20 protein-coding genes are annotated in these 22,581 nt (G+C 32.6%); 18 read left to right on the top strand and 2 right to left on the bottom strand.

Going from position 1 to position 22,581, the window contains the following annotated elements; genetic code table 11:
* The first annotated feature begins 38 nt into the window (after positions 1 to 38).
* The 17 genes from IGJ93_RS10135 (at position 39) to IGJ93_RS10055 (ending at position 20,618) form a co-directional block, all read left to right on the top strand.
* Entirely contained in the window at positions 39 to 1,775 is a 1,737-nt protein-coding gene (locus IGJ93_RS10135; protein WP_086270741.1) for a fibronectin type III domain-containing protein, read from the top strand.
* Between the two features lie 456 nt (positions 1,776 to 2,231).
* Entirely contained in the window at positions 2,232 to 3,356 is a 1,125-nt protein-coding gene (locus IGJ93_RS10130) for a CDP-glycerol glycerophosphotransferase family protein (RefSeq protein ID WP_311801899.1), read from the top strand.
* On the top strand, positions 3,340 to 4,137 hold the full coding sequence (locus IGJ93_RS10125; protein ID WP_086271088.1) for a WecB/TagA/CpsF family glycosyltransferase: 798 nt from the start codon (positions 3,340 to 3,342) through the stop codon (positions 4,135 to 4,137). The genes IGJ93_RS10130 and IGJ93_RS10125 overlap by 17 nt, the downstream gene beginning before the upstream one ends.
* 35 nt (positions 4,138 to 4,172) lie before the next feature.
* Positions 4,173 to 4,778, top strand: coding sequence for a hypothetical protein (locus IGJ93_RS10120; RefSeq protein WP_086270743.1), 606 nt, complete (start codon positions 4,173 to 4,175; stop codon positions 4,776 to 4,778).
* Between the two features lie 36 nt (positions 4,779 to 4,814).
* A complete protein-coding gene (locus IGJ93_RS10115) occupies positions 4,815 to 5,969 on the top strand; it encodes a CDP-glycerol glycerophosphotransferase family protein (RefSeq protein ID WP_095803778.1) in 1,155 nt (384 codons plus the stop codon).
* 50 nt (positions 5,970 to 6,019) lie between these two features.
* On the top strand, positions 6,020 to 7,420 hold the full coding sequence (locus tag IGJ93_RS10110; protein ID WP_244897441.1) for an ATP-binding cassette domain-containing protein: 1,401 nt from the start codon (positions 6,020 to 6,022) through the stop codon (positions 7,418 to 7,420).
* A 24-nt stretch (positions 7,421 to 7,444) separates the two neighbouring features.
* Positions 7,445 to 8,254 (top strand): ABC transporter permease, encoded by an 810-nt coding sequence (locus tag IGJ93_RS10105; protein WP_095803776.1) that lies wholly within the window; start codon positions 7,445 to 7,447, stop codon positions 8,252 to 8,254.
* Positions 8,255 to 8,289: 35 nt separating this feature from the next.
* A complete protein-coding gene (locus IGJ93_RS10100) occupies positions 8,290 to 9,795 on the top strand; it encodes a glycosyltransferase family 2 protein (RefSeq protein WP_157729259.1) in 1,506 nt (501 codons plus the stop codon).
* Positions 9,788 to 11,410: a hypothetical protein gene (locus tag IGJ93_RS10095; RefSeq protein WP_157729258.1), complete on the top strand. Its 1,623-nt coding sequence runs from the start codon at positions 9,788 to 9,790 to the stop codon at positions 11,408 to 11,410. The genes IGJ93_RS10100 and IGJ93_RS10095 overlap by 8 nt, the downstream gene beginning before the upstream one ends.
* Before the next feature lie 30 nt (positions 11,411 to 11,440).
* Positions 11,441 to 13,981, top strand: a complete 2,541-nt coding sequence (locus IGJ93_RS10090) for a CDP-glycerol glycerophosphotransferase family protein (RefSeq protein WP_411372662.1) — start codon at positions 11,441 to 11,443, stop codon at positions 13,979 to 13,981.
* Positions 13,982 to 14,010: 29 nt separating this feature from the next.
* A complete protein-coding gene (gene tagD / locus IGJ93_RS10085; protein ID WP_095803773.1) occupies positions 14,011 to 14,418 on the top strand; it encodes a glycerol-3-phosphate cytidylyltransferase in 408 nt (135 codons plus the stop codon).
* 70 nt (positions 14,419 to 14,488) lie between these two features.
* Positions 14,489 to 15,499, top strand: a complete 1,011-nt coding sequence (locus IGJ93_RS10080) for an NAD(P)H-dependent glycerol-3-phosphate dehydrogenase (RefSeq protein WP_071868877.1) — start codon at positions 14,489 to 14,491, stop codon at positions 15,497 to 15,499.
* Positions 15,500 to 15,659: 160 nt separating this feature from the next.
* Complete coding sequence (galU, locus tag IGJ93_RS10075; protein ID WP_067482517.1) at positions 15,660 to 16,535, top strand: UTP--glucose-1-phosphate uridylyltransferase GalU; 876 nt, start codon at positions 15,660 to 15,662, stop codon at positions 16,533 to 16,535.
* Positions 16,536 to 16,828: 293 nt separating this feature from the next.
* Positions 16,829 to 17,428 (top strand): hypothetical protein, encoded by a 600-nt coding sequence (locus IGJ93_RS10070; RefSeq protein WP_271027409.1) that lies wholly within the window; start codon positions 16,829 to 16,831, stop codon positions 17,426 to 17,428.
* 160 nt (positions 17,429 to 17,588) lie between these two features.
* Positions 17,589 to 17,948 carry a hypothetical protein gene (locus tag IGJ93_RS10065; RefSeq protein ID WP_067482513.1) on the top strand — a complete coding sequence of 120 codons (360 nt, stop codon included), beginning with the start codon at positions 17,589 to 17,591 and terminating at the stop codon, positions 17,946 to 17,948.
* 637 nt (positions 17,949 to 18,585) lie between these two features.
* On the top strand, positions 18,586 to 19,203 hold the full coding sequence (locus IGJ93_RS10060; protein ID WP_067482511.1) for an SIS domain-containing protein: 618 nt from the start codon (positions 18,586 to 18,588) through the stop codon (positions 19,201 to 19,203).
* 455 nt (positions 19,204 to 19,658) lie between these two features.
* A complete protein-coding gene (locus IGJ93_RS10055; protein ID WP_244897437.1) occupies positions 19,659 to 20,618 on the top strand; it encodes an LCP family protein in 960 nt (319 codons plus the stop codon).
* 156 nt (positions 20,619 to 20,774) lie between these two features.
* Here IGJ93_RS10055 and IGJ93_RS10050 read toward each other — a convergent pair whose 3' ends face one another.
* Together IGJ93_RS10050 and IGJ93_RS10045 are read right to left on the bottom strand one after the other, a co-directional pair.
* Positions 20,775 to 20,945, bottom strand: a complete 171-nt coding sequence (locus IGJ93_RS10050; RefSeq protein WP_157495844.1) for a hypothetical protein — start codon at positions 20,943 to 20,945, stop codon at positions 20,775 to 20,777.
* 118 nt (positions 20,946 to 21,063) lie between these two features.
* The gene (locus tag IGJ93_RS10045) at positions 21,064 to 21,795 is read right to left on the bottom strand and encodes a hypothetical protein (RefSeq protein ID WP_095803771.1); all 732 of its coding nucleotides are present in this window, start codon (positions 21,793 to 21,795) and stop codon (positions 21,064 to 21,066) included.
* 227 nt (positions 21,796 to 22,022) lie between these two features.
* Between IGJ93_RS10045 and IGJ93_RS10040 the strand changes: the two genes are divergently transcribed.
* Entirely contained in the window at positions 22,023 to 22,484 is a 462-nt protein-coding gene (locus IGJ93_RS10040) for a hypothetical protein (protein WP_157495842.1), read from the top strand.
* Positions 22,485 to 22,581: the final 97 nt, after the last annotated feature.

Genomic DNA, 22,581 nt, shown 5'->3' with positions numbered 1-22,581 from the left:
AAGGCTTTTAAAATAAAATAAGTGTTGGAGGGTAAAGAATGCAAAAAAAATTATTGTTATTTTCAATTAGTGTCATGGGAGGATTACTTGGCTGTGCTAATGGTGTTGCTGCGGATACCGCAGATGAAATGCCAAGTATTGCGAACAAGCAAATTTCAGTTGGTTATTATCATAACTGGCCTGGAGAAATGGGGGCAGGTTATGTGGGCGGAGCCCCCGCTGATATCCAATTAGAACAAATCAATCCTTTTTACAATGTCATTTCGGTTGCGTTTATGAAGGGTGAGGGAATTCCAACTTTCAAACCGTATAATATGAGTGATCAAGCATTCCGAAACCAAGTGGCAACCTTAAATGCACAAGATCGTGCGGTTCTTTTATCATTAGGTGGCGCAGATTCACATATTGAACTTTCAACTGGACAAGAACAAGCTTTTGCAAATGAAATTATTCGCTTGGTCGATACTTATGGCTTTGATGGATTAGATATTGATTTGGAACAAACGGCTGTAGCGGCAGGTGATAATGCGAAAGTAATCCCAGCAGCGTTAAAAATTGTGCGCAACCATTATGAACAACAAAATAAACACTTTATTATTTCAATGGCTCCAGAATTCCCGTACTTAAGAACAGCAGGGAAATATGTCCCTTACATTACTGCCTTGGAAAACGATTATGACTTTATTGCTCCACAGCTTTATAATCAAGCAGGAGATGGTATTAGCGTTGGCTCAGAGTGGATTGCTCAAAACAATGATAGCAAAAAGTTTGAATTTTTATATGGAATCTCAGATGCATTTGATAAAGGAAATAATGGCTTCATTCATATCCCAGCCAATAAATTAGCTTTAGGACTTCCAGCAAACCAAGATGCAGCAGCAAATGGTTATGTCAAAGATCCGAATGTTGTCTATCAAGTATTTGAAAAACTAGCGGCAAAAGGGACGCCTTTAAAAGGAATCATGACTTGGAGTGTTAACTGGGACGAAGGAAAAAATTCAGCAGGAATTGGTTACAATGAATCATTTGCACATGCGTATCAAGGATTATTTGAAGAACAGGTACCTGATACAGAGAAACCATCTGTTCCAACCAATTTAACAGCATCTGCGACCTCAAACAGTGTTTCATTGTCTTGGAAAGCGTCTACTGATAATGTCAAAGTAGATCATTACACTATTTATGAAAACAATCAGTTAGTTGGCACAAGTAAAACAACAAATTTTGTGCACACTGGTTTATCAGCAGCAACAAACTATAGCTATACAGTCGTAGCAGTAGATACGTCAAATAACCAATCTGCGCACTCAACTAAGCTAGATGTGATTACAAAAGAGGCATCCGAGTTAAACAAGCCATCTGCACCAACAAATGTAGAAATTAGCAAAGCTACAGCAAATAGTTTAACTTTAGCATGGGACAACAATGCACCAGAAGAAGAAGTAACCACCTATGAGATTTATCGTGAAAATAAAAAAGTGGCAACGACAACTGATAATCAATTCACGGATCAAAATCTAACACCAGAAACAACGTACATGTATCAGATCAAAGCGGTAAATCGAGTTGGTCTATCTGATTTTAGTCAGCAAGTGACAGGAACGACAACATCTGACAGTGGTCAAGTAGGTGAATGGAAAGTTGGCGTGACTTATCATATTGGGGATATTGTGACTCATCAAGGACATCAATATAAATGTTTACAAGAACATACTTCGATTTCCGTTTGGAGCCCAGACCAAGCACCAGCTTTATGGGAAAAGTTAAATAAATAAATTTGAATCAGTCAATTGAGCAAACATCTAACTACTGAGAAAAAAGGCGTGAGGTCTTTTGATTCGTGGTTAGATGTTTGTTTTTTTAAATAACATCAATTAAGCTGCATTTTACGAGGTTTAAAGATATTGTTTTTGATTTAGTCATTAAAAATACAATATAGCTGTAGATTTATGGTTTTATCAACTAATAAATAACAGTAATTAAAAAGCAGTACTTTACAAATAAGACTATAATATTAAATTATTATTACGTAAGTATTTCTCGAGTATTACACATAACGAATCACCTTTAAATTCTTTATATTATTCTGTATAATTAGATCAAATATTGCCTTTTTATAGACCGAAAATTGATTTTTTGTCGATTAGTTTGTGTGCATTTTGTGTATAAACTAGGATAGAAAATGTTGATTAGGTGACAAAATTGTTAGGTTGGGAAGGAGTAGTTCAGTGATGAATATATTGAAAAATGGATATATGACCGCTGCAATGCTTTGGCCTAAGAGAAAATTGACCTCGACGATTGTGTACATTATGAGTTTTTCGTTTAATGAAGGCGACTTGATTAAGCAGCTTCACTTGAACTATCCAGGAAAGGTGACTGTTTTTTTTGTAGACAAGTGCCGCGAGTATGCGGAAAAGTTAAAGAGTGAAGGAATCGATGTTCGCCCATTTACGCCCAAAAGTCTTTTTTTAGGAAGAAATCTCACGTTATTAAAACAAGCAAAAGTAATTATTGTTGATAACTACTTTCCTGAGTTAGCCGTGATGACGCCAAATCAAGTAGTCATTCAAGTCTGGCATGCTGATGGTGCAATCAAAAAATTTGGCTGGGATGATCCACAGACGAAACAACGTAGTCGGCAAGACAAAAAAAGATTTCAAAAAGTTTATGACTCCTTCAATTATGTAGTAGTCAATTCGGATAAGATGGCAGAGGTTTTTCAAAAAAGCTACAGTTTAAATCAAAAAGTGATTCAAAAGTTCGGTTCTTTGAGATTAGAAACAGCTCAAAAAGTAGCAGGATCAGTTGAACAAACAAAAAAATTTATTTTATATGCACCAACGTATCGTCCAGAAAAAAAAGATATGGAGCAAATTCTTAGTCAAGTATTAGCTACATTTTCTAAACTACCTGAGGAACAATTTTATGTACATCTGCATCCGACAATCCAGCAAGAAAATTGGGTATTACCTAAAAATGTACATTGGTGGAACCAAAACATTATGAAAAGTTATCCAAATGTCAAACTATTGATTACGGACTACTCGGCAAGTACTTTTGAGTATCTTACTATACAGGAACAGTCAAAAATTATTTTTTTCTGTCCTGATTTTGATAAATATAAAAAAAATCCAGGAATTCAAAATGATTTTCTTGAGTGGGCACCTGGACCAGTCGTGAAGAATCAGGAATTGTTGGGGCAAACAATTCAGACCTATTCATATGAAGCAAATGAACAAGGGGTAAAACAAGCAAAACTGTTATGGAATCAATATGAAAATGGCAAAACTGTTGGAAAGATAATGACGTTAGTGAAAAAGGAACTGGGTGAGATTGGTGGAAAAGAAGAGTAGGACAGAATACATAAGTGGAGTCCCTGTTGATAATTTGACCTATCAAACAATTGTGGAGGACATCCCCAAATATCTAGCTGCAAACAAAAAAATGTTAATCACAAGTGTTAATCCTCAAATTACATTGCAAGCTTATCAGTATCCAGAGGTAAAGGCTTATTTAGAACGGGCAACACATCGAATTGCTGACGGAATTGGCGTGGTTAAGGCTTCTAAAATGTTACGAGGAAATATTCGTGAACGGATAACTGGTATTGAAGTGATGGAAAGAAGTTTGCAGTTTGCGAATCAATTTGGCTACCGGATTTTCTTATATGGAGCGAAAAAGGATGTTGTGAATCAAGCTGCACGAAATATTCAAGAAAAATATCCGAATATTGAAGTAGCAGGTACACTTCATGGCTACACAAGTAGAAATACAGAAGAAGTGATTAAAAAAATCAATCAAGCAAACTGTACCTTTCTCTTTGTCGCTTTGGGTTCACCTAAGCAAGAAATCTTTTTGGAAAGAAACGTAGATCAATTGAATGCCAAAGTTTTTCTAGATGTTGGTGGTACTTTTGATGTCCTTGCAGGAGCAGTCAAGCGGGCACCAAAATTTTATTTAGACAACAATCTTGAATGGCTCTATCGTTCGCTTTCGATGAAGCGTTATGATCGTTTGGTGCAGATTCCGAAGTATTTGTATTCGATTGTGCGACATAGGGACGCCAAAATGGAAAACAAGGTGCAACAACTAGATGTAGAAATCAAAAAAGAGATAAAAGAGTGGAGACATTGATTTAACATTTTATATGAAAAAGGTGAAGTATAAACTTGCAAATATTAGCAGTAATAGATAATGATGAGAAAAGCACTTTTTTTGTCGCTTGTTTAGATAAAAAAAGTTTTGAAGTAGAAAGGATTCTTCCAATGTATACGATGAATGATAAAACGATCAGTCAAATATACAAAGAGAACTCTATGGAAGATTTTATTGCTATTCTCAACGGAAAAATAAATTATAGGATTGAGAATTTTATTGTAATATCCATAAACGTTCTAATTGACGTCCTTTTTTCATTAAAGTCCACTGTAATTATTTCAAACAAGAAAGATTTTATTCATATTGATGAATCAAGTGGGAAAAAAGCAGTCTTTCCAAAGGGGAAAATGGAACTCAATAAGTGTGAAATATATAAATATTTAGAATTTATACCAGAAGAATTGGATTATGATGCTTTTTTTTCTCGCCAAGAGCATGTTCTTAGGTTAGTAAAAAATGAGTTAACTGCCTCAAAAAATCCAATTGTGATTCAGAAAAAATATAAAGAACTAAGGAGTCATATACAAACGAATCTCACTGTAGGTCAAGTACTGAAACTGCTAACTATATACGTTTCAAGTGAACAAAAAAAAATAAACAAAAAAACATTAGCTTAGGATGGATGATAAAAAGTGGTAGAAGTTAGGCAAAAAATGGAACATATCTATCATAAATTTGTATGTGTATCTTTTAAAATTTTAGGTAAATTACCTAAAAAAAAACAGATTATTTTTGAAAGTTTTCATGGTAAACAATACAGTGATAATCCACGTGCTATTTATGAATATGTTCGAGAAAATCATCCTGAGTACACCTGTATTTGGGCAGTAAAAAAAGGTTTTGAAACTCCTTTTATTGAAAATAAAGTTCCTTATGTAAGACGAATGGGACTGAAATGGTTGATAGCGATGGGGATATCAAAGTATTGGATATTTAATACAAGAATGCCTGCATGGATGTTCAAATCTTCTCAAACAAAGTACATTCAAACTTGGCATGGAACACCATTAAAAAGATTAGGCTTAGATATCAAAAATGTAACGATGCCAGGAACGGATACAAATAAGTATCGGGAAAATTTTAAAAACGAAGCGGCCCGTTGGGATTATTTGATTTCACCTAATGCATACAGTACGGAAATTTTTCGAAGTGCGTTTGCATATGAGGGAGAGATATTAGAAATCGGTTATCCAAGGAATGATATTCTTCTGTTACCTGATAATAGTGAAAAGATCAAACAAATCAGAAAAAAGTTAACTATTGCTGAAAATCAAAAAGTTATCCTCTATGCACCTACTTGGCGAGATAACCAATTTATAAAAAAAGGTGCTTACAAATTTGACAACCAATTTCCGTTTGCTGAAATTTTAGAGCAAGAAAAAGATACGATTATTTTGACTAGATTGCATTACTTAGTGGCAGAAAAATTTGATTCTAAAAAATATGGAAACCGTGTAATAGACGTTTCTAGTTATGAAGATATCAGTCATTTATATTTGATTGCAGATTTGTTAATTACTGATTATTCTTCTGTTATGTTTGACTTTGCCTTAACGAAAAAGCCGATGATTTTTTATATGTATGATTTTGATTCTTATGGTCAAGAAATCAGAGGTTTTTATGATGGAGTGCTTGATAATTTGCCAGGACCGATAGTGAAAGATACAAATGAACTAGTTCAAATAATAAAACAAATTGTTGACATAAATGGGGAAGATGAAAGTTATTCGTTATTTAGGGGGAAATTTTGTGCTTTTAATGAAAAAGCTGCAACCCAAAAACTATGGGATATTATCACAACAGAGTAAGTTGACTTTCTTAGTACCTAAAAATGTTTTTGAAAGGAGCAATTAAGTTAGTGGAAGATAGTAATAAACTGAAAGTCAAAGCTACTTTAATTACCAAAGAATTTGATTTATTAAAGAAAAAATCAGATAAAATAAAAAGATTATTTATTGGTAACAAAGAAGAAATCGCTACTTTTTGGGCGCTAAAAGGTGTGAGTTTTGAAATCTATGATGGCGAAAGTGTTGGCCTTATCGGTGTGAACGGATCTGGAAAGTCTACATTATCTAATATTATCAGTGGTATTTTACCGCAGAGCTCTGGAGAATTAAGGATAAATGGCGAAACATCAATTATTTCAATTGGGGCTGGACTTAAAAATCAATTGACTGGAATAGAAAATATTCGTTTGAAAAGTTTAATGAGTGGAATGAGTAATAAAGAAATCGACGAAAAAATGGCAGATATTATTGACTTTGCTGATCTAGGCGATTTTACAAATCAGCCCGTCAAGAGCTATTCAAGTGGAATGAAATCCAGACTGGGGTTTGCAATAGCCGTTCATCAAAATCCAGATATTCTGATTATTGATGAAGCGTTATCTGTTGGTGATGAAACTTTTTATCAAAAGTGTGTAGATAAAATCATGGAATTCAAAAAACAAGGAAAAACAATTATCTTTGTCAGTCATTCACTAAATCAAATATCAAAACTTTGTGATAAAACAATTTGGATGCATTATGGGGAAATGAAACAGTTTGGACCAACAAACGAAGTTATTTCTGAATATAAAAAATTTATTAATTGGTTTAAAAAACTAAGTGCAAAAGAAAAAAAAGAATATCAAAGTAGAAAGAAAAAAGAACAAAAGGAATTTAGTTTAGATCAATTAGCGGAAAGAGAATTAGAAAAGACGACCAAAAAAATTGTTTCTAGAAGTGCTGTGAAAAAAATTAAAGAAGAAACTACAAAAAAAGTAGTGGGCGAAAAAATGACAGTACCAACGAAGTTAATTTTAGTTTTCTTGGGAATAATGATAATGTTTTCCAGTTTAGTCAGTTTTAACAATAATGCTTTTTCTAGTATTGCAAAATCACCTATTCAATTTATTGGTCAGCAGTTTAAAGAACTGAAACAAACTGTTTCTGGAAAAGATGAAGCTAAGGCCAAAAAGAAATCTGACAAAACATCAGATTCTGCAAAATCTAAAAAAGAAAATAGTATAGCAAAGAGTTCAACTGAAAATTCAACAAAGATTGATTCGAGTACAATTACTGAAACAAGTGGCTCTGAATTAGTGCCTAATCCTAACTACTCAATGAGTGGAACATATATTGTTCAACAAGGAGATTCTTGGAGCAGTATTTCTGCCAATAATGGTATTCAGTTGGATGAGCTTTTAAAGGCAAACAGTGTAACAGCCGAATATCAGTTACACGAAGGAGATACGGTATATATCCCAACTAATAATTGAATGAAATATGAAAGGTGACAAAAAATGGCAGAAGCTTGGTTAATTATTAAAGAGCAAATAGCAAACTATCGAACAATATTTAGACTTGCAAGATATGAAGAAAAAGCGACTTATCAGAGTCATTACTTAGGGTTAGTTTGGCAAATACTAAATCCTTTAATTCAAGTCGCAATTTATTATTTGATTTTTGGATTAGGAGTAAATGGTGGAAGAAAAGTTGAAGGAACACCATTTATTATTTGGATGTTAATTGGTATCATTGCTTGGTTTTTTATCAATTCTTCTTTATTAGGTGCATCAAATAGTATCTATAAGCAAGTTAATCTTGTATCGAAAATGAAATTTCCGGTCAGTATTTTACCGATGAATAACATTGTTAGTAACTTATCTTCATATTTTCCAATGATGTTTTTTTTAATTCTGGCATTATTTGTATATGGAATTTATCCTACTATATTTTGGATCCAATATTTCTATTATTTTTTTGCAATGATCATCTTCCTTTTTTCATTTGGAATACTGAATGCAACCATTACAACAGTAATTAGAGATTATCATATTGCGCTACAGTCTATTTTACGTTTATTATTTTATGTCTCTGGTCCAATTTGGGATATCAATAATAGAAATTTACCAGATGCTCTAATCAAAATTTTAAAACTGAATCCTATTTATTACTTAATTGAAGGTTTCCGAGATTCATTGCTATCTAGAGCTTGGTTCTGGGAAAAAGGAACATATGCATTGATATTTTGGGGAATAACTTTATTCATGCTAATTTTGGGAAGTCACCTACATCTAAAATTTAGAAATCGATTTGTTGATTTGGTATAGCAGAAGACTATTGCTATGAATAGAGGGGGATCAAATTGAAAAATAAAATAAGTGTTATACTTCCTGTATATAACTCTGAGAACTACATTTTAGACACATTAAATTCTATAAAAAAACAAACATATAATGAAATTGAACTGATAATAATTAACGATGCTTGTACGGATTCTACGAATGAAATAATTAAACAATTCATGACCGATAACCAACAAATAAACATAAATTATATAGTGAATGGTATGCAAGAAGGAGTATCGGTTTCACGAAATATTGGTATTAAACATGCTTCTGGGAACTTTATTTCATTTATAGATAGTGATGATTTAATTCCAACTGATTATTATAGAAGTCTTCTAGATACTGCTTTAAAAAATAACGCAGATTTTGTAACAAGTTCTGTATATAGATTTATTAGAGAAGTAAGTGAAAAAAAAGCATCGATTCTTCATAGAAGAGCGTTTAAGAAGAGCTATAAGAATACCGATTTACTTAGAAATCCACGCTTTGTTTTTGATTCATCTGTATGGAATAAATTATACCGTACTGATTTTTTGATAAAAAATAACATTATTTTTAAGGAAAAAACTGTGTACGAAGACTTACTTTTCTCAATACAGTGCTATACAAAAGCTCAGAGTGTTTCAGTATGTTATAACTTATTTTATTTCTGGCGTATCCGAAAAACAGGAGACTCGATAACTCAAAATATGGATAGTGACAAAAATTTCTATGATCGCATGAAGATTATCAACGAAATTGTAAGTATTCTAGAATCCTATGATTTTGTTGTATACAAAGCATATAAAGAAAAACTATTAGTACATGATTTATTTATATTCATAGAAAATTCTATAAATATGGGTGTGTTTAATAAGCAAAAGTTTAATAGTATTAAAAGCATTCTAGAAAGAATAAATTATAATTTTAATTTGAAAATACCTAATGAACTTCATTTACTATACAGTAGATTTCTTAGAGATGTTCCTAAATCAATTGAATCTATTAACGAAGTTTTACTATTAATAAAGTCAAAAGATATATATATAATTGATAATGATAAACTTCGATTTAATTTTAATAATATAACTGAAGAAGAAAATAAATTAATTAAATTGGAACAAAAGAGAATACGAATTCAACATCATATTACTGATTTATATATTAACGATAATTTTATAGAAATTGAAATAGCTTTATATGGTAAAAATTTTGATATTAACATAGTAAATTGGCTAAAAAAATTAAGAATATCAATGATTACGTCTGAGGGAGAAGAATATATTTTTGATGACAATGTTGTAGTTAAAGACTCTAAAACACGTATAAAAATAGATACTTATTATTTAAATAAGATAATAAATAATTCGAAATTAAGAATAGTATCTGAATCGGAGATAATCGATGACGTTTTAGGAGAGCCTATCAAAGCTAGCAAAATAGTAAGGGATAGTGTTGTTATTGGAACTGGATTATATTCTTTAGAGTTTGATGTTGACTGGAGATTAATAATAAAGAAATTGGTGAGTGATAATTTTGAGTGAACGAGTACTTCTAGATATAGAGTTTGAAGAGATAAGTGATATAGCTGGGTTTCAAGATTTTGTTTCAATGATTTCGGAGTCCTGTAAAGAAACGGGGTCTAAGCTATATTTATCTAGCTCTAGAGAAAGAAAAATTAAGATGCAAGGTGTGCAAAACATTAATGATACGTCATTAGCGTATGAGAAACTTTTAAAAAATGCAAAAACAATTTTTTCAAATAAAATGTATACAACTTATGGCTTACAAAAAGGTCAAAAGTTAGTTTTATTAGATAGTTTTAAAAATGATTTTGAAAAAGATATTGATAATATAAAGATTAGTATTTTACAAAGTAGACTATTGAATGCTTCATATATATTTTTAAATTCACAAACAGATTTATCACGTGTATTAAAAAAGCTACGATTAGTTAATGCTTACTTACCAAAGACTATACTTTATGACTCTTTGAAAAAATCCGATATTTTACATTTATTGGCTGAAAAAAATAGTAAAATGAATAAAAAATATGATTTTATTATTCATTTTGGTAGAAAAAGTCTTAAAGAATTAAGTAAGAAAATAGAATACGTAAAGAAAATAAGTCGTAGTAAAAAAGCATTAATAATGATTGATGTAACTAATGAATCTATTTTAGACTTTTTTAAGCTCAATTGTTTAAAACAATATGATATTTTATTGAATAATGAAAAGCTATATATTCATAGCAAAAAATATAGCACTTATAGAAATATTAATGTTGATAAATTTATTAATTTTGACAGTGATAATCATATTAACATAGGTAATTTATTTAGAGAAAGTGATAAATTTTTGTTTTTAGACAATGTTGGTGCTACTAATAAAGATATACTAGAAAATTATGATGTAATTGTTGTAAATAATGAAATTGAAAGAAGCCGTTGTATGGATATTTTTGATAAAAAAGTAATTATACTACACGATTTTCTAAACTTGAAATTCATGAATAAATTTTTAAGAAATAAAGAGAGCAAAGAAATGGCTATTAAACACATTACATCAACAATTAATGGGGAAAGCTATATTTTCGATAGAGAGATGATTAACGAAAATGGAATTTCAGAAAGAAGTTATCTTTTAGAGCCTCAGCAAGATAACTATAATATTTTTTCAATAGATTATAATTTAAATAATGAGGATAAAATAATTTCATTAATCAAACAGTTTTCCATAGTGAATAAATTGTATGGGAAAACGCATCTATATATTTTAGGTGGAGGGGATAAACGACGAATATTTAAAGAAATTGACTCTTTAAATTTAGAGGAAAATGTCACTTTATATGGTTATGTTAAAGATTTTGAAATAATCAAAAATTATATTGATATGGTGATACTTCTTAATAATATGTATGATCAAAAGATTCCTTTCTTAAAATTAATACAGGTAATCAACAACACTCCTACTATTTGCTTAGAAAACGATGATGACATGTTAAATATAATATCTTCTGTTGGGGGAAAGACCGCTGATTTGGAAACTCTTTCAGAAGTTATTTTAGAATTAATAATTGATAAAAATGGTATAAAGCAGTTTGATAGTGAATATTATAATCAAATAAACTATAGTAATTTTAAAAAGATTTTTGAATAGAGATTGGAGTAATACTGAGGTGTATATATTTTGAAAATAAAGAAAAAAATTAAGTATTATCGTGAGGTTTTGTCTTTTTTTGGTAATCCAGTAATGGAGAACATGACGAATAAACGTGTTAAGCAAAACAGCATTTATTTAAAGGAGCTAAAGAAGAAAACAATAAAAAAGAATAATGTTTTGTTGGAATCTTACCATGCAGTTAGTTTGACAGGGAATGTTTACGCCTTATATCAAGAACTAAGAAAAAGAGAAGAATATTCAATGTATTGGGTATATAAAGACAAAAACGATCCTATGATAGACCAAATCAAACAAACAGATAAGAAAGTAAAATTTGTAAAATACGAGTCTAACAAATATTATAAGTTACTAGCTAGCTGTGAATATTTAATAAATGATACTTCATTTATGCCCTATTTTATTAAACAAGAAGGTCAAATTTATATTAATACTTGGCATGGCACCCCATTGAAAACATTGGGCTTAGATATAAAAGATGCTGGTTTTTCAGACCATAAAAATATCCAGCGTAATTTACTCCATGTAGACTATTTATTGATGCCAAATGAATTTACTGCAGACAAGTTGATTAATAGTCATGACCTAAAAGGAATATTTCCTGGAAAAGTATTTGTTACTGGCAATCCAAGAGTAGACATGATTTTTAAAGAAAAAAAAGAGTTATTAGTGAAATATAATCTTCCAAAGGACCAAAAGATAATGCTTTATGCACCTACATGGAAGAAAGACATCGATTCTACAACGGATGAGGATATAAAAGAATTAATTAATGAGCTAGATAAATTACAAGATGCTGTTGGTGAAGAATATAAAGTACTTCTTAAAACTCACTATTTTATTTATGACTTATTTGTTGAAAAAGGATATGCCAATAAAATATTGCCTAATTGGATTGACACCAATGAATTATTGGCTTGTGTGGATAGATTAATAACCGACTATTCTAGTATTTTCTTTGATTTCTTACCTTTAAAAAAACCTATATATTTTTATATTCCAGATAAAAAAACATATGATAAAAAAAGAGGATTTTATTTAGATATAGACAATCTTCCGGGAGAGGTTAGCATGGATTTTGACTCTCTATGTAGTAGCCTTAAAGTGCCAGAAAAAAAATATTTAAAAAAATATAGTAGTAAAATCCACAGATATATCCAAAATTTTTGCTATCTAGACAATGGTGATAGTAGTAAGAGAGCCATAGAAGTTTTATTTAATAGTAACAGTAGTAATGTTAAGCAGCTGAATTATTCTAGCGAAAAAAAAGTGATATTGTTATATCCAGGAGGATTTTATAATAATGGTATAACTAATTCAATAATCAATTTATCACACAGAATTGATTATTCTCGTTATGAACTTGTACTTTTAGATTTTGCTAATATCAATACAGAAAAAAAGGAAAATATGAAAAGGTTACATCCAAAAGTTCATTTTATTTATAAATTTTCATATGTGAATAGAAGTATCTTAGATACCATAAATCAAAACATACTTTATAGACAAGGATACTCATCCAAATATTTAGATAAAGAAAGAATTCAAAGTACGTTAAATTACGAGTTAAAGAGAATTATTGGAAATCTTCAACCGGATATAGGTGTTGATTTTGGTGGGTATAATAAGATGTTTAATGCTTTAATTGGGCTGTCAAATATAAATCAAAAAACAGTTTATTTACACAATACTATGAAGAATGAATATGAAAAAAAAATAGGCAAAAAGTTTAAACATAAATGGAATTTAAAAGTCATATTCAGTTTGTATGATAAATATAACCGAATTATTTCAGTATCAGAAAGTGCTAATGAACAAAATATCTTAGATTTATCACAATACGTTAAGGATATTTCTAAAATGAAGTATGTAAATAACATAATTAATGATACAGAAATATTGAATCAACTTCAACAAACCTCTAAAATTGCGGACGGAAAGGTAATAATTTCTGAAATTGATCAAAAAGAGCGAGTACCATTTAAAGAAGAAAGCACAGATTACGGGGTAATAAAAATAAAATCAATAGTGCCTCCTGATAAACTGAAAATTAATTTTGTAAATGTCGCTAGGATTAGTCCAGAAAAAAACCATTTGGGCTTAATAAGTGCTTTTTCAAAATTATGTGAAGATTATGATAATTGTGTTCTTCACATTTTGGGTGCAGGCCCTATTGAAAAACAGGTATATAAATTGATTATAAAATTAGGACTATCTGATAAAGTCTTTCTCCATGGATTTGTTGAAAATCCTATGTTTTTTGTATCTAAATGTGATTGTTTTATTTTGCCATCAAATTATGAAGGACAGGGGCTCTCGTTAATTGAGTCGATGATTTTAAAAGTCCCTGTTATAGGTACAGATGTTCCGGGAATTAGAAGTGTTATAAATTCTAAAGAACGAGGCTTGCTAATCAACAATACTGTTGAGGATATATATATGGCTATGAAAAAATATATTGAGCATCCGTTTGAAAAACCTATTTTTAATTCTGAAGAATATAATGATGAGGCTATGGCTTCATTTTATAAATATGTTTGTAATGAATAGGTAATTCTATTCATAGAAAAGGAGAAAAAATGAAACGCGTTATTACTTATGGTACATTTGATTTGTTACATTATGGACACATTAATCTTTTAAAAAGAGCAAAAAAACAAGGGGATTACTTAATTGTAGTGTTATCTACAGATGAATTTAATTGGGATAAAAAACAAAAAAAATGTTATTTTTCCTATGATAAACGAGAAAAGTTGTTAGAAGCAATTCGATATGTCGACCTAGTCATTCCCGAGAACTCTTGGGAACAAAAAGTCTCAGATATTAAAGAATTTAAGGTTGATAAATTTGTGATGGGCAATGATTGGCAAGGAAAATTTGATTATCTTCACGAAGAAACTGGCGTGGAGGTAATCTATTTAGATCGAACTCCAGAGATTTCAACAAGTCAGATAAAAGAAGACTTAAATAAACAGTTAAAACAATAAAATTACTAAACATGTTTTGTTTTTCTGTATTATAATGAAAGATAACGATTAGTTTACTGGAGGAAATTTAATGAAAAAAATCGCAGTTTTAGGCCCAGGTTCTTGGGGGACTGCCCTAGCGCAGACCTTAGCAGAAAATGGTCATGATGTTCGAATTTGGGGAAACGTTCCTGAACAAATTGATGAAATCAATAACTATCATACCAATAAACATTTTTTACCAGACTTGCAAATTCCTGAATCAATTGTCGGATATAAAGAATTAGCGGAAGCTGTTGATGGCGCCGATGCTGTGTTATTCGTTGTCCCAACAAAAGCGATTCGTTCAGTTGCACAAGAATTGTTAGAAAAAATGAATACGAAACCAATCATCATTCATGCAAGTAAAGGTCTGGAACAAGGGACACACAAACGTATTTCAGAAGTGATTGCAGAAGAGCTTCCAGAAGAAAAACGCCAAGCAATCGTTGTTCTTTCTGGCCCAAGTCATGCGGAAGAAGTTGCTGTTCATGATATCACGACAATTACGGCTGCAAGTATTGATCAAAAAGCAGCAGAATTTGTTCAAGATTTATTTATGAACGATTATTTCCGAATCTATACAAATAACGATGTGATTGGTGTAGAAACAGGTGCTGCATTAAAAAACATTATCGCGATTGGCGCTGGTGCCATCCATGGGCTAGGATTTGGTGATGACGCAAAAGCGGCTATCATGACTCGCGGCTTAGCTGAAATCAGTCGTCTGGGTGTAGCTATGGGTGCTAACCCACTCACATTTATCGGTTTGAGCGGTGTCGGTGATTTGATTGTTACTTGTACAAGTGTTCATTCTCGTAACTGGCGTGCAGGAAACTTATTAGGACAAGGGCATAAATTACCAGAAGTTCTAGAAAACATGGGGATGGTTGTTGAAGGTGTTTCAACAACCAAAGCCGCTGTTGAACTAGCTAAGCAATTAAACGTGGAAATGCCAATCACTGAAACCATCTATAGTGTGTTATATGAAGATAAAGATATCAAGCAAGCTGCAAAAGACATCATGTTGCGCGATGGTAAAACAGAAAATGAATTTATGTAAATAATTAAAAGAGAGCGAGCAAAAGGGAAACGTCATCTTGCTCTCTTTTTTACTGAGTATAAAACCGAAAGAAAGTAGGGTTCCTATTTTACCTCTGCTATAATATTTGAATGAGAACTTTATTTTAAATGGATGATTGTGAGAAAGGAACGAACAAATCATGACAAAAGTTAGAAAAGCTGTGATTCCAGCAGCAGGATTAGGCACACGTTTTTTACCTGCCACAAAAGCGATGGCAAAGGAAATGTTGCCAATCGTTGATAAGCCGACGATTCAGTTTATTGTTGAGGAGGCTTTGGCTTCAGGGATCGAAGATATTTTAATTGTTACCGGAAAAGCAAAGCGACCAATTGAAGACCACTTTGATTCAAATGTTGAATTGGAAACAAACTTACGTGAAAAAGAAAAAAATGAATTATTGAAATTAGTCGAAGAAACGACAGACGTTAATTTACACTTCATCCGTCAATCTCATCCAAAAGGTTTAGGTCATGCTGTATTACAGGCGAAAGCTTTCGTAGGAGATGAACCTTTTATTGTGATGCTGGGGGACGATTTAATGGTGGATGATGTACCTTTGACAAAACAATTGATGAATGATTACGAACAAACAACATCTTCAACAATCGCTGTTATGAGTGTTCCGCATGAAGATACATCGAAATATGGCATTATCAATCCTGGTGAAATTGTTTCAGATGATGTTTACAGTGTGAAAGATTTTGTGGAGAAACCAGATCCAGCAGACGCACCAAGTAATTTGGCTATTATTGGACGTTATCTGTTAAATCCAGAAATCTTTACTATCTTGGAAACACAAAAACCTGGTGCGGGTAACGAGATTCAGTTGACGGATGCGATTGATGAACTGAACAAAAGTCAACGTGTATTTGCACATGAATTTAAAGGTACACGCTATGATGTCGGAGATAAGTTTGGCTACATGAAAACGAGTATCGAATATGGATTGCAGCACCCAGAAATTGGTGAAACGCTAAAAGAATATCTGATTGAATTAGGAAAAGAATTAAAGTAATTGATCGAGTAATTGATTTGAAGTAGAGGCCGGGTTGTTTGGTCTCTATTTTTATGTTTATCTGGTTTGAGTTGCGTGTTTTATCTCTTGATTTGACCTTTGATAGTCAAGAAGCTGTGTCTTCAAAGTAAGTTTAAATGATCAATAAACTGGTCCACAATATCTAATAGCGTGATTTCATTCTTGGAGGGCAACTATTTTTTTCTATTTGACAGCTGACTGGTTTGCTATAAAATAGATAGCAGACATCATTTTTACTTAAGATTAGTGGAGGGAAGTGTGGGTGGCTGACGTTGTACAAGCCGATTGTGATGAATAAACAAGACAAAGCTTTGAAAAAAGTTGCCCGAATGCAGTTACTTGAACTCTTGAATGAAAATCCTGAGTGGTATCATTCTCAAAAAGTAGCACCTAAAAAAATAAAACAGTTAGCCACACTTTTAGTAGAGAATCAGAAAATAACGAATCGTGTTCCCAAAAAAGAAACAGTAATCAATCCTCGCTATTTTTTATTACTTCATTTTTTGGGTTTTACCAATAAAGAGGTACAAGAAATCTTATTTCCAACGAAACAAAGTTATTTGCTGTGGAAAGAGGACTATGGGTATGACAAATTAAAGAGTACTGCCATTGTGAAAAAGAAACAGTTGTTGATCCAGACGCTGGCAGATCAGTGGCATGTATATGAGCTCGCAGAACATTCAGTGCAAACAGTTAACGATTTTTGGCGAGAACAAAAGGCATTAGCTGAAGCTGGACATAAAGCTGTGGATGGATTGAGTGTACAAGAAATTAATGAGATTTTAGGTTTTTATGAAGTGTTGGACGGTATTACTGATTTTTCTCGAATTCAAAAACAGCTAGTACTAGAAAAAAAGAATCGTTTTGTCTAAGGAAGTGCACGAATCTGTGCTTAAAAGAAGCTTTAATTTTTGCTTAAATGTACAAAAATAGAACGATATTAAAGAAGAAACGTTAACAATTTTTTTGAATTAGTAGTAAACTAGTGAAGAGTTTTTGTCGAACGGAATTTAAATAGAAGGTGTGAAGTTCATGGAGAAACTAATAGCAATCGCTCAATCATTATTAGATGGACTGAAGTGGTTACTGGAAGGAAGCAATTGGCTGATTTTATTACCTTTCTTTTGTGTCAGTTTTTATATCATGTTTCAGATGGTCAGACGCAAAGAAAAAGGATTGATTTTCGTATGGTATTTAGCAACGATTGCACTTGGTAGCTTAATGTTGCAAATAGCAGTTAACATCGAAGTGGCGCTGATCTTTGCAGCCGTTTTGATTAGTTTATATGTAGTAGTTTGTATCCCTTATCTGGGGCATCGAATGCATTTGATCAAAAAAGGAAAGCATGCGGCTCCGTATCGCTCAGTGAAAGAAGAAAAAGAGGTTGGATGAGTAGTCTATTCCAAAAGTTAGATGTTTGATCTAACTTTTGGGTGTACTATGTTGACTCCAGCCTCTTTTTTAGTCATTTTGTAGGTGAGTGTATGTGAATGAAATTTATTTAATTAAATTTTGACTGCTTGTTATTTGAAAAAGTGTTATGATAAAGGCTTTGTAACGGCTGATAAGCTAGTAAAAATAGTATATAATAACAAGATTATAATTATGAAAAGATAACATACTCTTGTTTTTTTAAGATTCACCTCTTGCACTCAGCAAATAGTTTCCTTACAATGGTGACAGATAGAAACAGCTGAATAAAAAAAAGGCTCCCTACTTCTTAGTTGGCGCTAAGAAGCAGGGAATGACTTGTCAGTACGCGCTGACCAATCATTTTGCCATAGTCAATGCAGTGCATCGACCTTTTTTATTGTACCTAATCTAAGGTGAAATTTCTACCCCTATGTAGATTTTTGTGAAGGTTGCACGCTTGTTTATTTGCTATGTCAAGGTATTGGGCTAGACGCTCAATACCTTTTTTTGTTGGGGAAAAATAACGACAAGTAAAAATAAGGCGTCAATCACTAATTCGTTGTTTTCCTTTTAGTGGGCAGCTGTTTCTATTGATTTTGATTCGTGGGGGAGACTAATGAGTTTACGTTATTTTGATTATTATCAGCAGTTGGAAGAAAAACTACGAGTAGAAGAACAATTAATGATTCAAGCAGGAACTTGGATTGCTCAGCGGGTAGCTGTAGGGGGACGATTACAGATTTTTGCTAGTCGAACGTTGGGTGGCGTTGCTTTTGAATTTTGGGAACAGCTTCCAGAGCTTATTCCTGGAAAGTTGATCAAAAATCCAGCTAATGGTATTTATGAGAGGTTAGAGGGAACCGGACAAGCGATTATTGAACAGGTAGATGCCCAGCCGCAAGACATTTTTTTATTGTTGTCAAATGAAGGGCGTAACCCAGCTATTATTGAACTTGCACAGTGGATCAAGGAACATGAATATCCATTAATCATCGTGACGGGTTTTGATTTATCCAGAAGTATAAAATCACAGCACAGCAGTGGCTTACGGTTATTTGAGATTGCGGATTTGGTTTTAGATAATCATGCAAAATTGCATGATACAGTGCTGACTTTACCTGAGTTAGATCCAGCAATTTGTGGAACAGCCTCCATTTCTAGCATGCTTTTACTTCAGCAGATGCTCTATTTCATTGCTCAGTTTTTACTTCAAAAAGAGACATATTCAGATTAAGGGATTGTCAGTCAAAGAGTTTTCCACAGTAATTAGTGTGGAAAATGGGCAAAAATTCTGTGTTCCACAGCGAGAGAAACAGTTTTATGAAAAGAAAACGATTTTCTAAGGTGTAAATCCGTGACAAGTAATGAATGGTTAGTTATTTTTAGTAGTTAAATAGCTTATATAATAATGTTTTTATTATATATTCTGTTATTTATTTTGGTGTTTCACAAAAAAGTGTGGATAACAGTCGACCAAATGATTGATGTGGATGAATGGCTGATTGAATAAAAGAATAATCCACAAAAAGTTAAGGCCTTCTTATAGACTTTAAAGCAAACCTTTAATTGTTTGAAATCTCATTGAAAAGTTAGAATCATTTTGGTATCGTTATCTAAGAAAGTGAAGCGAGATCAACTTGTTATCTTAATAACTGTTGAGAAAAAATTAAAGGATAAGTGGGAAAAAAGATGAGAAGAGCTGAGAAAAAACGAATGGGCACGGGACGAAAAGTTTTTTTATGGATTTTAAGTATTTTGTTGATTATCATTGCGGGGATTGCCGTGTACGCAGGAAAAATTTATTTTGATGTGAAGTCAACAGCGGATAAGACTTATGAAACAGTTGATCGAATTACTGAATCAAAACGAGATAAAAAAATTGATTATGACGCAGGCGATCCATTCTCAATTTTACTATTAGGTGTGGATACGGGAGACTTTGGTCGAACGGATCAAGGCCGTTCGGATTCAATTATGGTTGCAACGGTCAATCCACAGAAGAAGACCACGACTTTAGTAAGTATTCCTCGTGATACCTACACGGAAATCGTTGGGCATGGGACAAGTGATAAAATCAACCATGCATATGCGTTTGGTGGTATGGCAATGTCTATTGCGACAGTTGAGAACATGTTAGATATTCCAATTGATCATTATGCGGAAATCAACATGAAAGGAATGCAAGACTTGGTTGATGCAGTTGGTGGCGTTGATGTAAATAATAAATTGACGTTTAGTTATGATGGAACTGATTTTCCAATTGGTAAACAAACCTTGAATGGCGCAGATGCTGTGAAATATGCACGGATGCGTTACGATGATCCAAAAGGCGATTACGGCCGTCAAGATCGTCAACGTCAGGTGATTTCTGGGATCATCAACAAAGTGAAATCAGTCGATACATTGACAAACTATACAAACTTGCTGGAAGCTTTGGGCAATAATGCAACGACAGATGTTTCTTGGGATACGATTAAAGTGTTAGCGACAAATTATCGTGATGCCTTTTCAACAATTCATTCAGAACAGTTAGCTGGAGATTCATTTACTGGCGATGGCACAACTGGAGAAAATGGCATTTCTTATCAACGAGCAAGCAGTGAAGAATTGGCTCGAATCCAAAAAGAATTAAAAGAACAATTGAAATAGAATAAATAAAAAAGAATTATTAACGAAAAACTCAGAGCAACCTTTTCACTGGTTGCTCTGAGTTTTTTTAGCGATAAGCTGGGGAAGATAAAAAAATAAGGGTCGGCTGAAAGGTTCTTTCCTTTTGTCCAATCCTTATTTTTGTTTGCTGTTAGATTAGATGAGTCCAAAAAATAAAGCGAAAGCAGCCAAGCAAAATGCTTTTGCAAAAGACATGATTTTTCGTGGATCCCGAACGATCGTTTTAGCATCAACAAATGCTTCGGAACTTAAAATATAAGAACTCACAATAATCAATAAAATAGCAATTAGTAATAGTACTAACATAACTCTCACTCCTTCAAGTTCTCAGCAGTAGTATAGCATGCTGACCTAGAAGTTGCGAGTTATTTACAATTTCTTAAATAAATTTATAACAAAATGGGTAAACGATTTAACATGATTACTATTCAAAATCTTGTTGTCCTTCCTGAAAAATGATTTGTTGATATTGGCGAAAAAAAGTGCCACGACGATAATGTTGCTGATGTGTCAAAACCTGTTGGAAGGAACGGACTACCCAGTTTGATTTTGGAAAGAATGGGAAAAATGTTGGACTATTGATTGGCGTGAAGTCTGTGTAGATCATCAAATGACAAGAAAACGCGAGGCGAATTCTTTTTGTTAAGTTTCGCTTCTTGATTGGAGAAAGAAAACGGAGCTGATTCGTTAACTGAATCGTTGTTTGAAAAGCTTGTTCTTCAATTAGCTGAATTTGTAATGGGTTAAACCAAATGGTGGTTACTTTTTTTGCAGATTCTAATGGTAGCAAACTTTGAGTACGAATCGCTGCCGGTAATTTGTAGTGGTTAACGGAAAGAAGTGTGCGCATCGTTTTGAGATACCAGCTTAATTTTAGCTGGTGATGGCTGTCTAGTAGATAAGTAATGATTTCTTGTGCAGAGCTTGCCACTAACATGCATTCATGCTGAAAAACGATCCAGCAACGCTTGAAGTTTGTGGTTGTGTCTGGAAGCAGTGCATAAATTTCGATATCTAAAGGAATTTGGTATAAAAAATAAAGTTGTTCTGATTTGGAAAAAGATTCTTTTCTTTCAATAGAAGAAACAAATGCCGATTCACAATAAATAGTTGTTAAATCATTGATGGTATAACGATTTTTGCAGGATATAATCATAAACTACCTCCAAGAATAATGTCATAATTCCTCGTGTAGCTACAGTTTAGCATATGGGGATAGGACAATTTGTGACGAGTAAAAGCTCTTTTTATTTTTTACAGTGAATTCATTTTTTCTTAAGCTGTGGGTACCGGCCGGAAAAATGGAAAAGGTAGAAAAAGATGGAGCAAAAAGAGTTAGAAGATCTATGTCAGAAATACGAAAAGCTGTATCACAAGGTGGTAATGAAATGTGGGATTTATCAAAACAATCAGGAATACGAGGAGTATGTTCAATTAGCGCGGATTGCTTTCTTTGAAGTGGTACGGGAATTTGCAACGCAAAAAAGTTTTGAAGCGGCTTATCCGATAGGTTATTTATTTCAAAAAATTGTCTGGAAAATAAAAGCACATCAACGAAAATTATGGCGCCAGCAAGAAATTTTAGTAGCAGCGAATGAGGAAAAAGAGCAACAGTTAATAAGTGGACTTTCTACTGGATCATCTGATTCTTCGTATGAATTCGCAGATCAAAGACTGGCAATGTGTTTTCTTTGGCACAAACTATCAGTAAAAGAAAAACGATTTTTGGAGTATCGCTTAGAAAAAGCTCGAAGTAGTCACTATCCTGCGCCAGCAAGTAGACAAACATTAGCCAATTGGCGAAAAAAACTAAAAAAACGGTGGCAGGATGAAAAAATCAACTAAAATTTTGACATTGTTCATTCTGAACGCGTTACTAGTGGTGTGAGTAAACGAATGATGAATGAACCGGTGCAGACGTTGTTCAAACTACTTACGAATC

It is taken from the genome of Enterococcus sp. DIV0174, from assembly GCF_050529065.1.
Lineage (GTDB): Bacteria > Bacillota > Bacilli > Lactobacillales > Enterococcaceae > Enterococcus_B > Enterococcus_B thailandicus.
This window is presented reverse-complemented; position numbering and strand designations above follow the sequence as displayed.

Coding starts and splice junctions, on each gene's coding strand:
- IGJ93_RS10135 (WP_086270741.1), top strand. CDS start 39: ATGCAAAAAAAATTATTGTTATTTTCAATTAGTGTCATGGGAGGATTA.
- IGJ93_RS10130 (WP_311801899.1), top strand. CDS start 2,232: ATGAATATATTGAAAAATGGATATATGACCGCTGCAATGCTTTGGCCT.
- IGJ93_RS10115 (WP_095803778.1), top strand. CDS start 4,815: ATGGAACATATCTATCATAAATTTGTATGTGTATCTTTTAAAATTTTA.
- IGJ93_RS10105 (WP_095803776.1), top strand. CDS start 7,445: ATGGCAGAAGCTTGGTTAATTATTAAAGAGCAAATAGCAAACTATCGA.
- tagD (WP_095803773.1), top strand. CDS start 14,011: ATGAAACGCGTTATTACTTATGGTACATTTGATTTGTTACATTATGGA.
- IGJ93_RS10080 (WP_071868877.1), top strand. CDS start 14,489: ATGAAAAAAATCGCAGTTTTAGGCCCAGGTTCTTGGGGGACTGCCCTA.
- galU (WP_067482517.1), top strand. CDS start 15,660: ATGACAAAAGTTAGAAAAGCTGTGATTCCAGCAGCAGGATTAGGCACA.
- IGJ93_RS10065 (WP_067482513.1), top strand. CDS start 17,589: ATGGAGAAACTAATAGCAATCGCTCAATCATTATTAGATGGACTGAAG.
- IGJ93_RS10060 (WP_067482511.1), top strand. CDS start 18,586: ATGAGTTTACGTTATTTTGATTATTATCAGCAGTTGGAAGAAAAACTA.
- IGJ93_RS10055 (WP_244897437.1), top strand. CDS start 19,659: ATGAGAAGAGCTGAGAAAAAACGAATGGGCACGGGACGAAAAGTTTTT.
- IGJ93_RS10050 (WP_157495844.1), bottom strand. CDS start 20,945: ATGTTAGTACTATTACTAATTGCTATTTTATTGATTATTGTGAGTTCT.
- IGJ93_RS10045 (WP_095803771.1), bottom strand. CDS start 21,795: ATGATTATATCCTGCAAAAATCGTTATACCATCAATGATTTAACAACT.
- IGJ93_RS10040 (WP_157495842.1), top strand. CDS start 22,023: ATGAAATGTGGGATTTATCAAAACAATCAGGAATACGAGGAGTATGTT.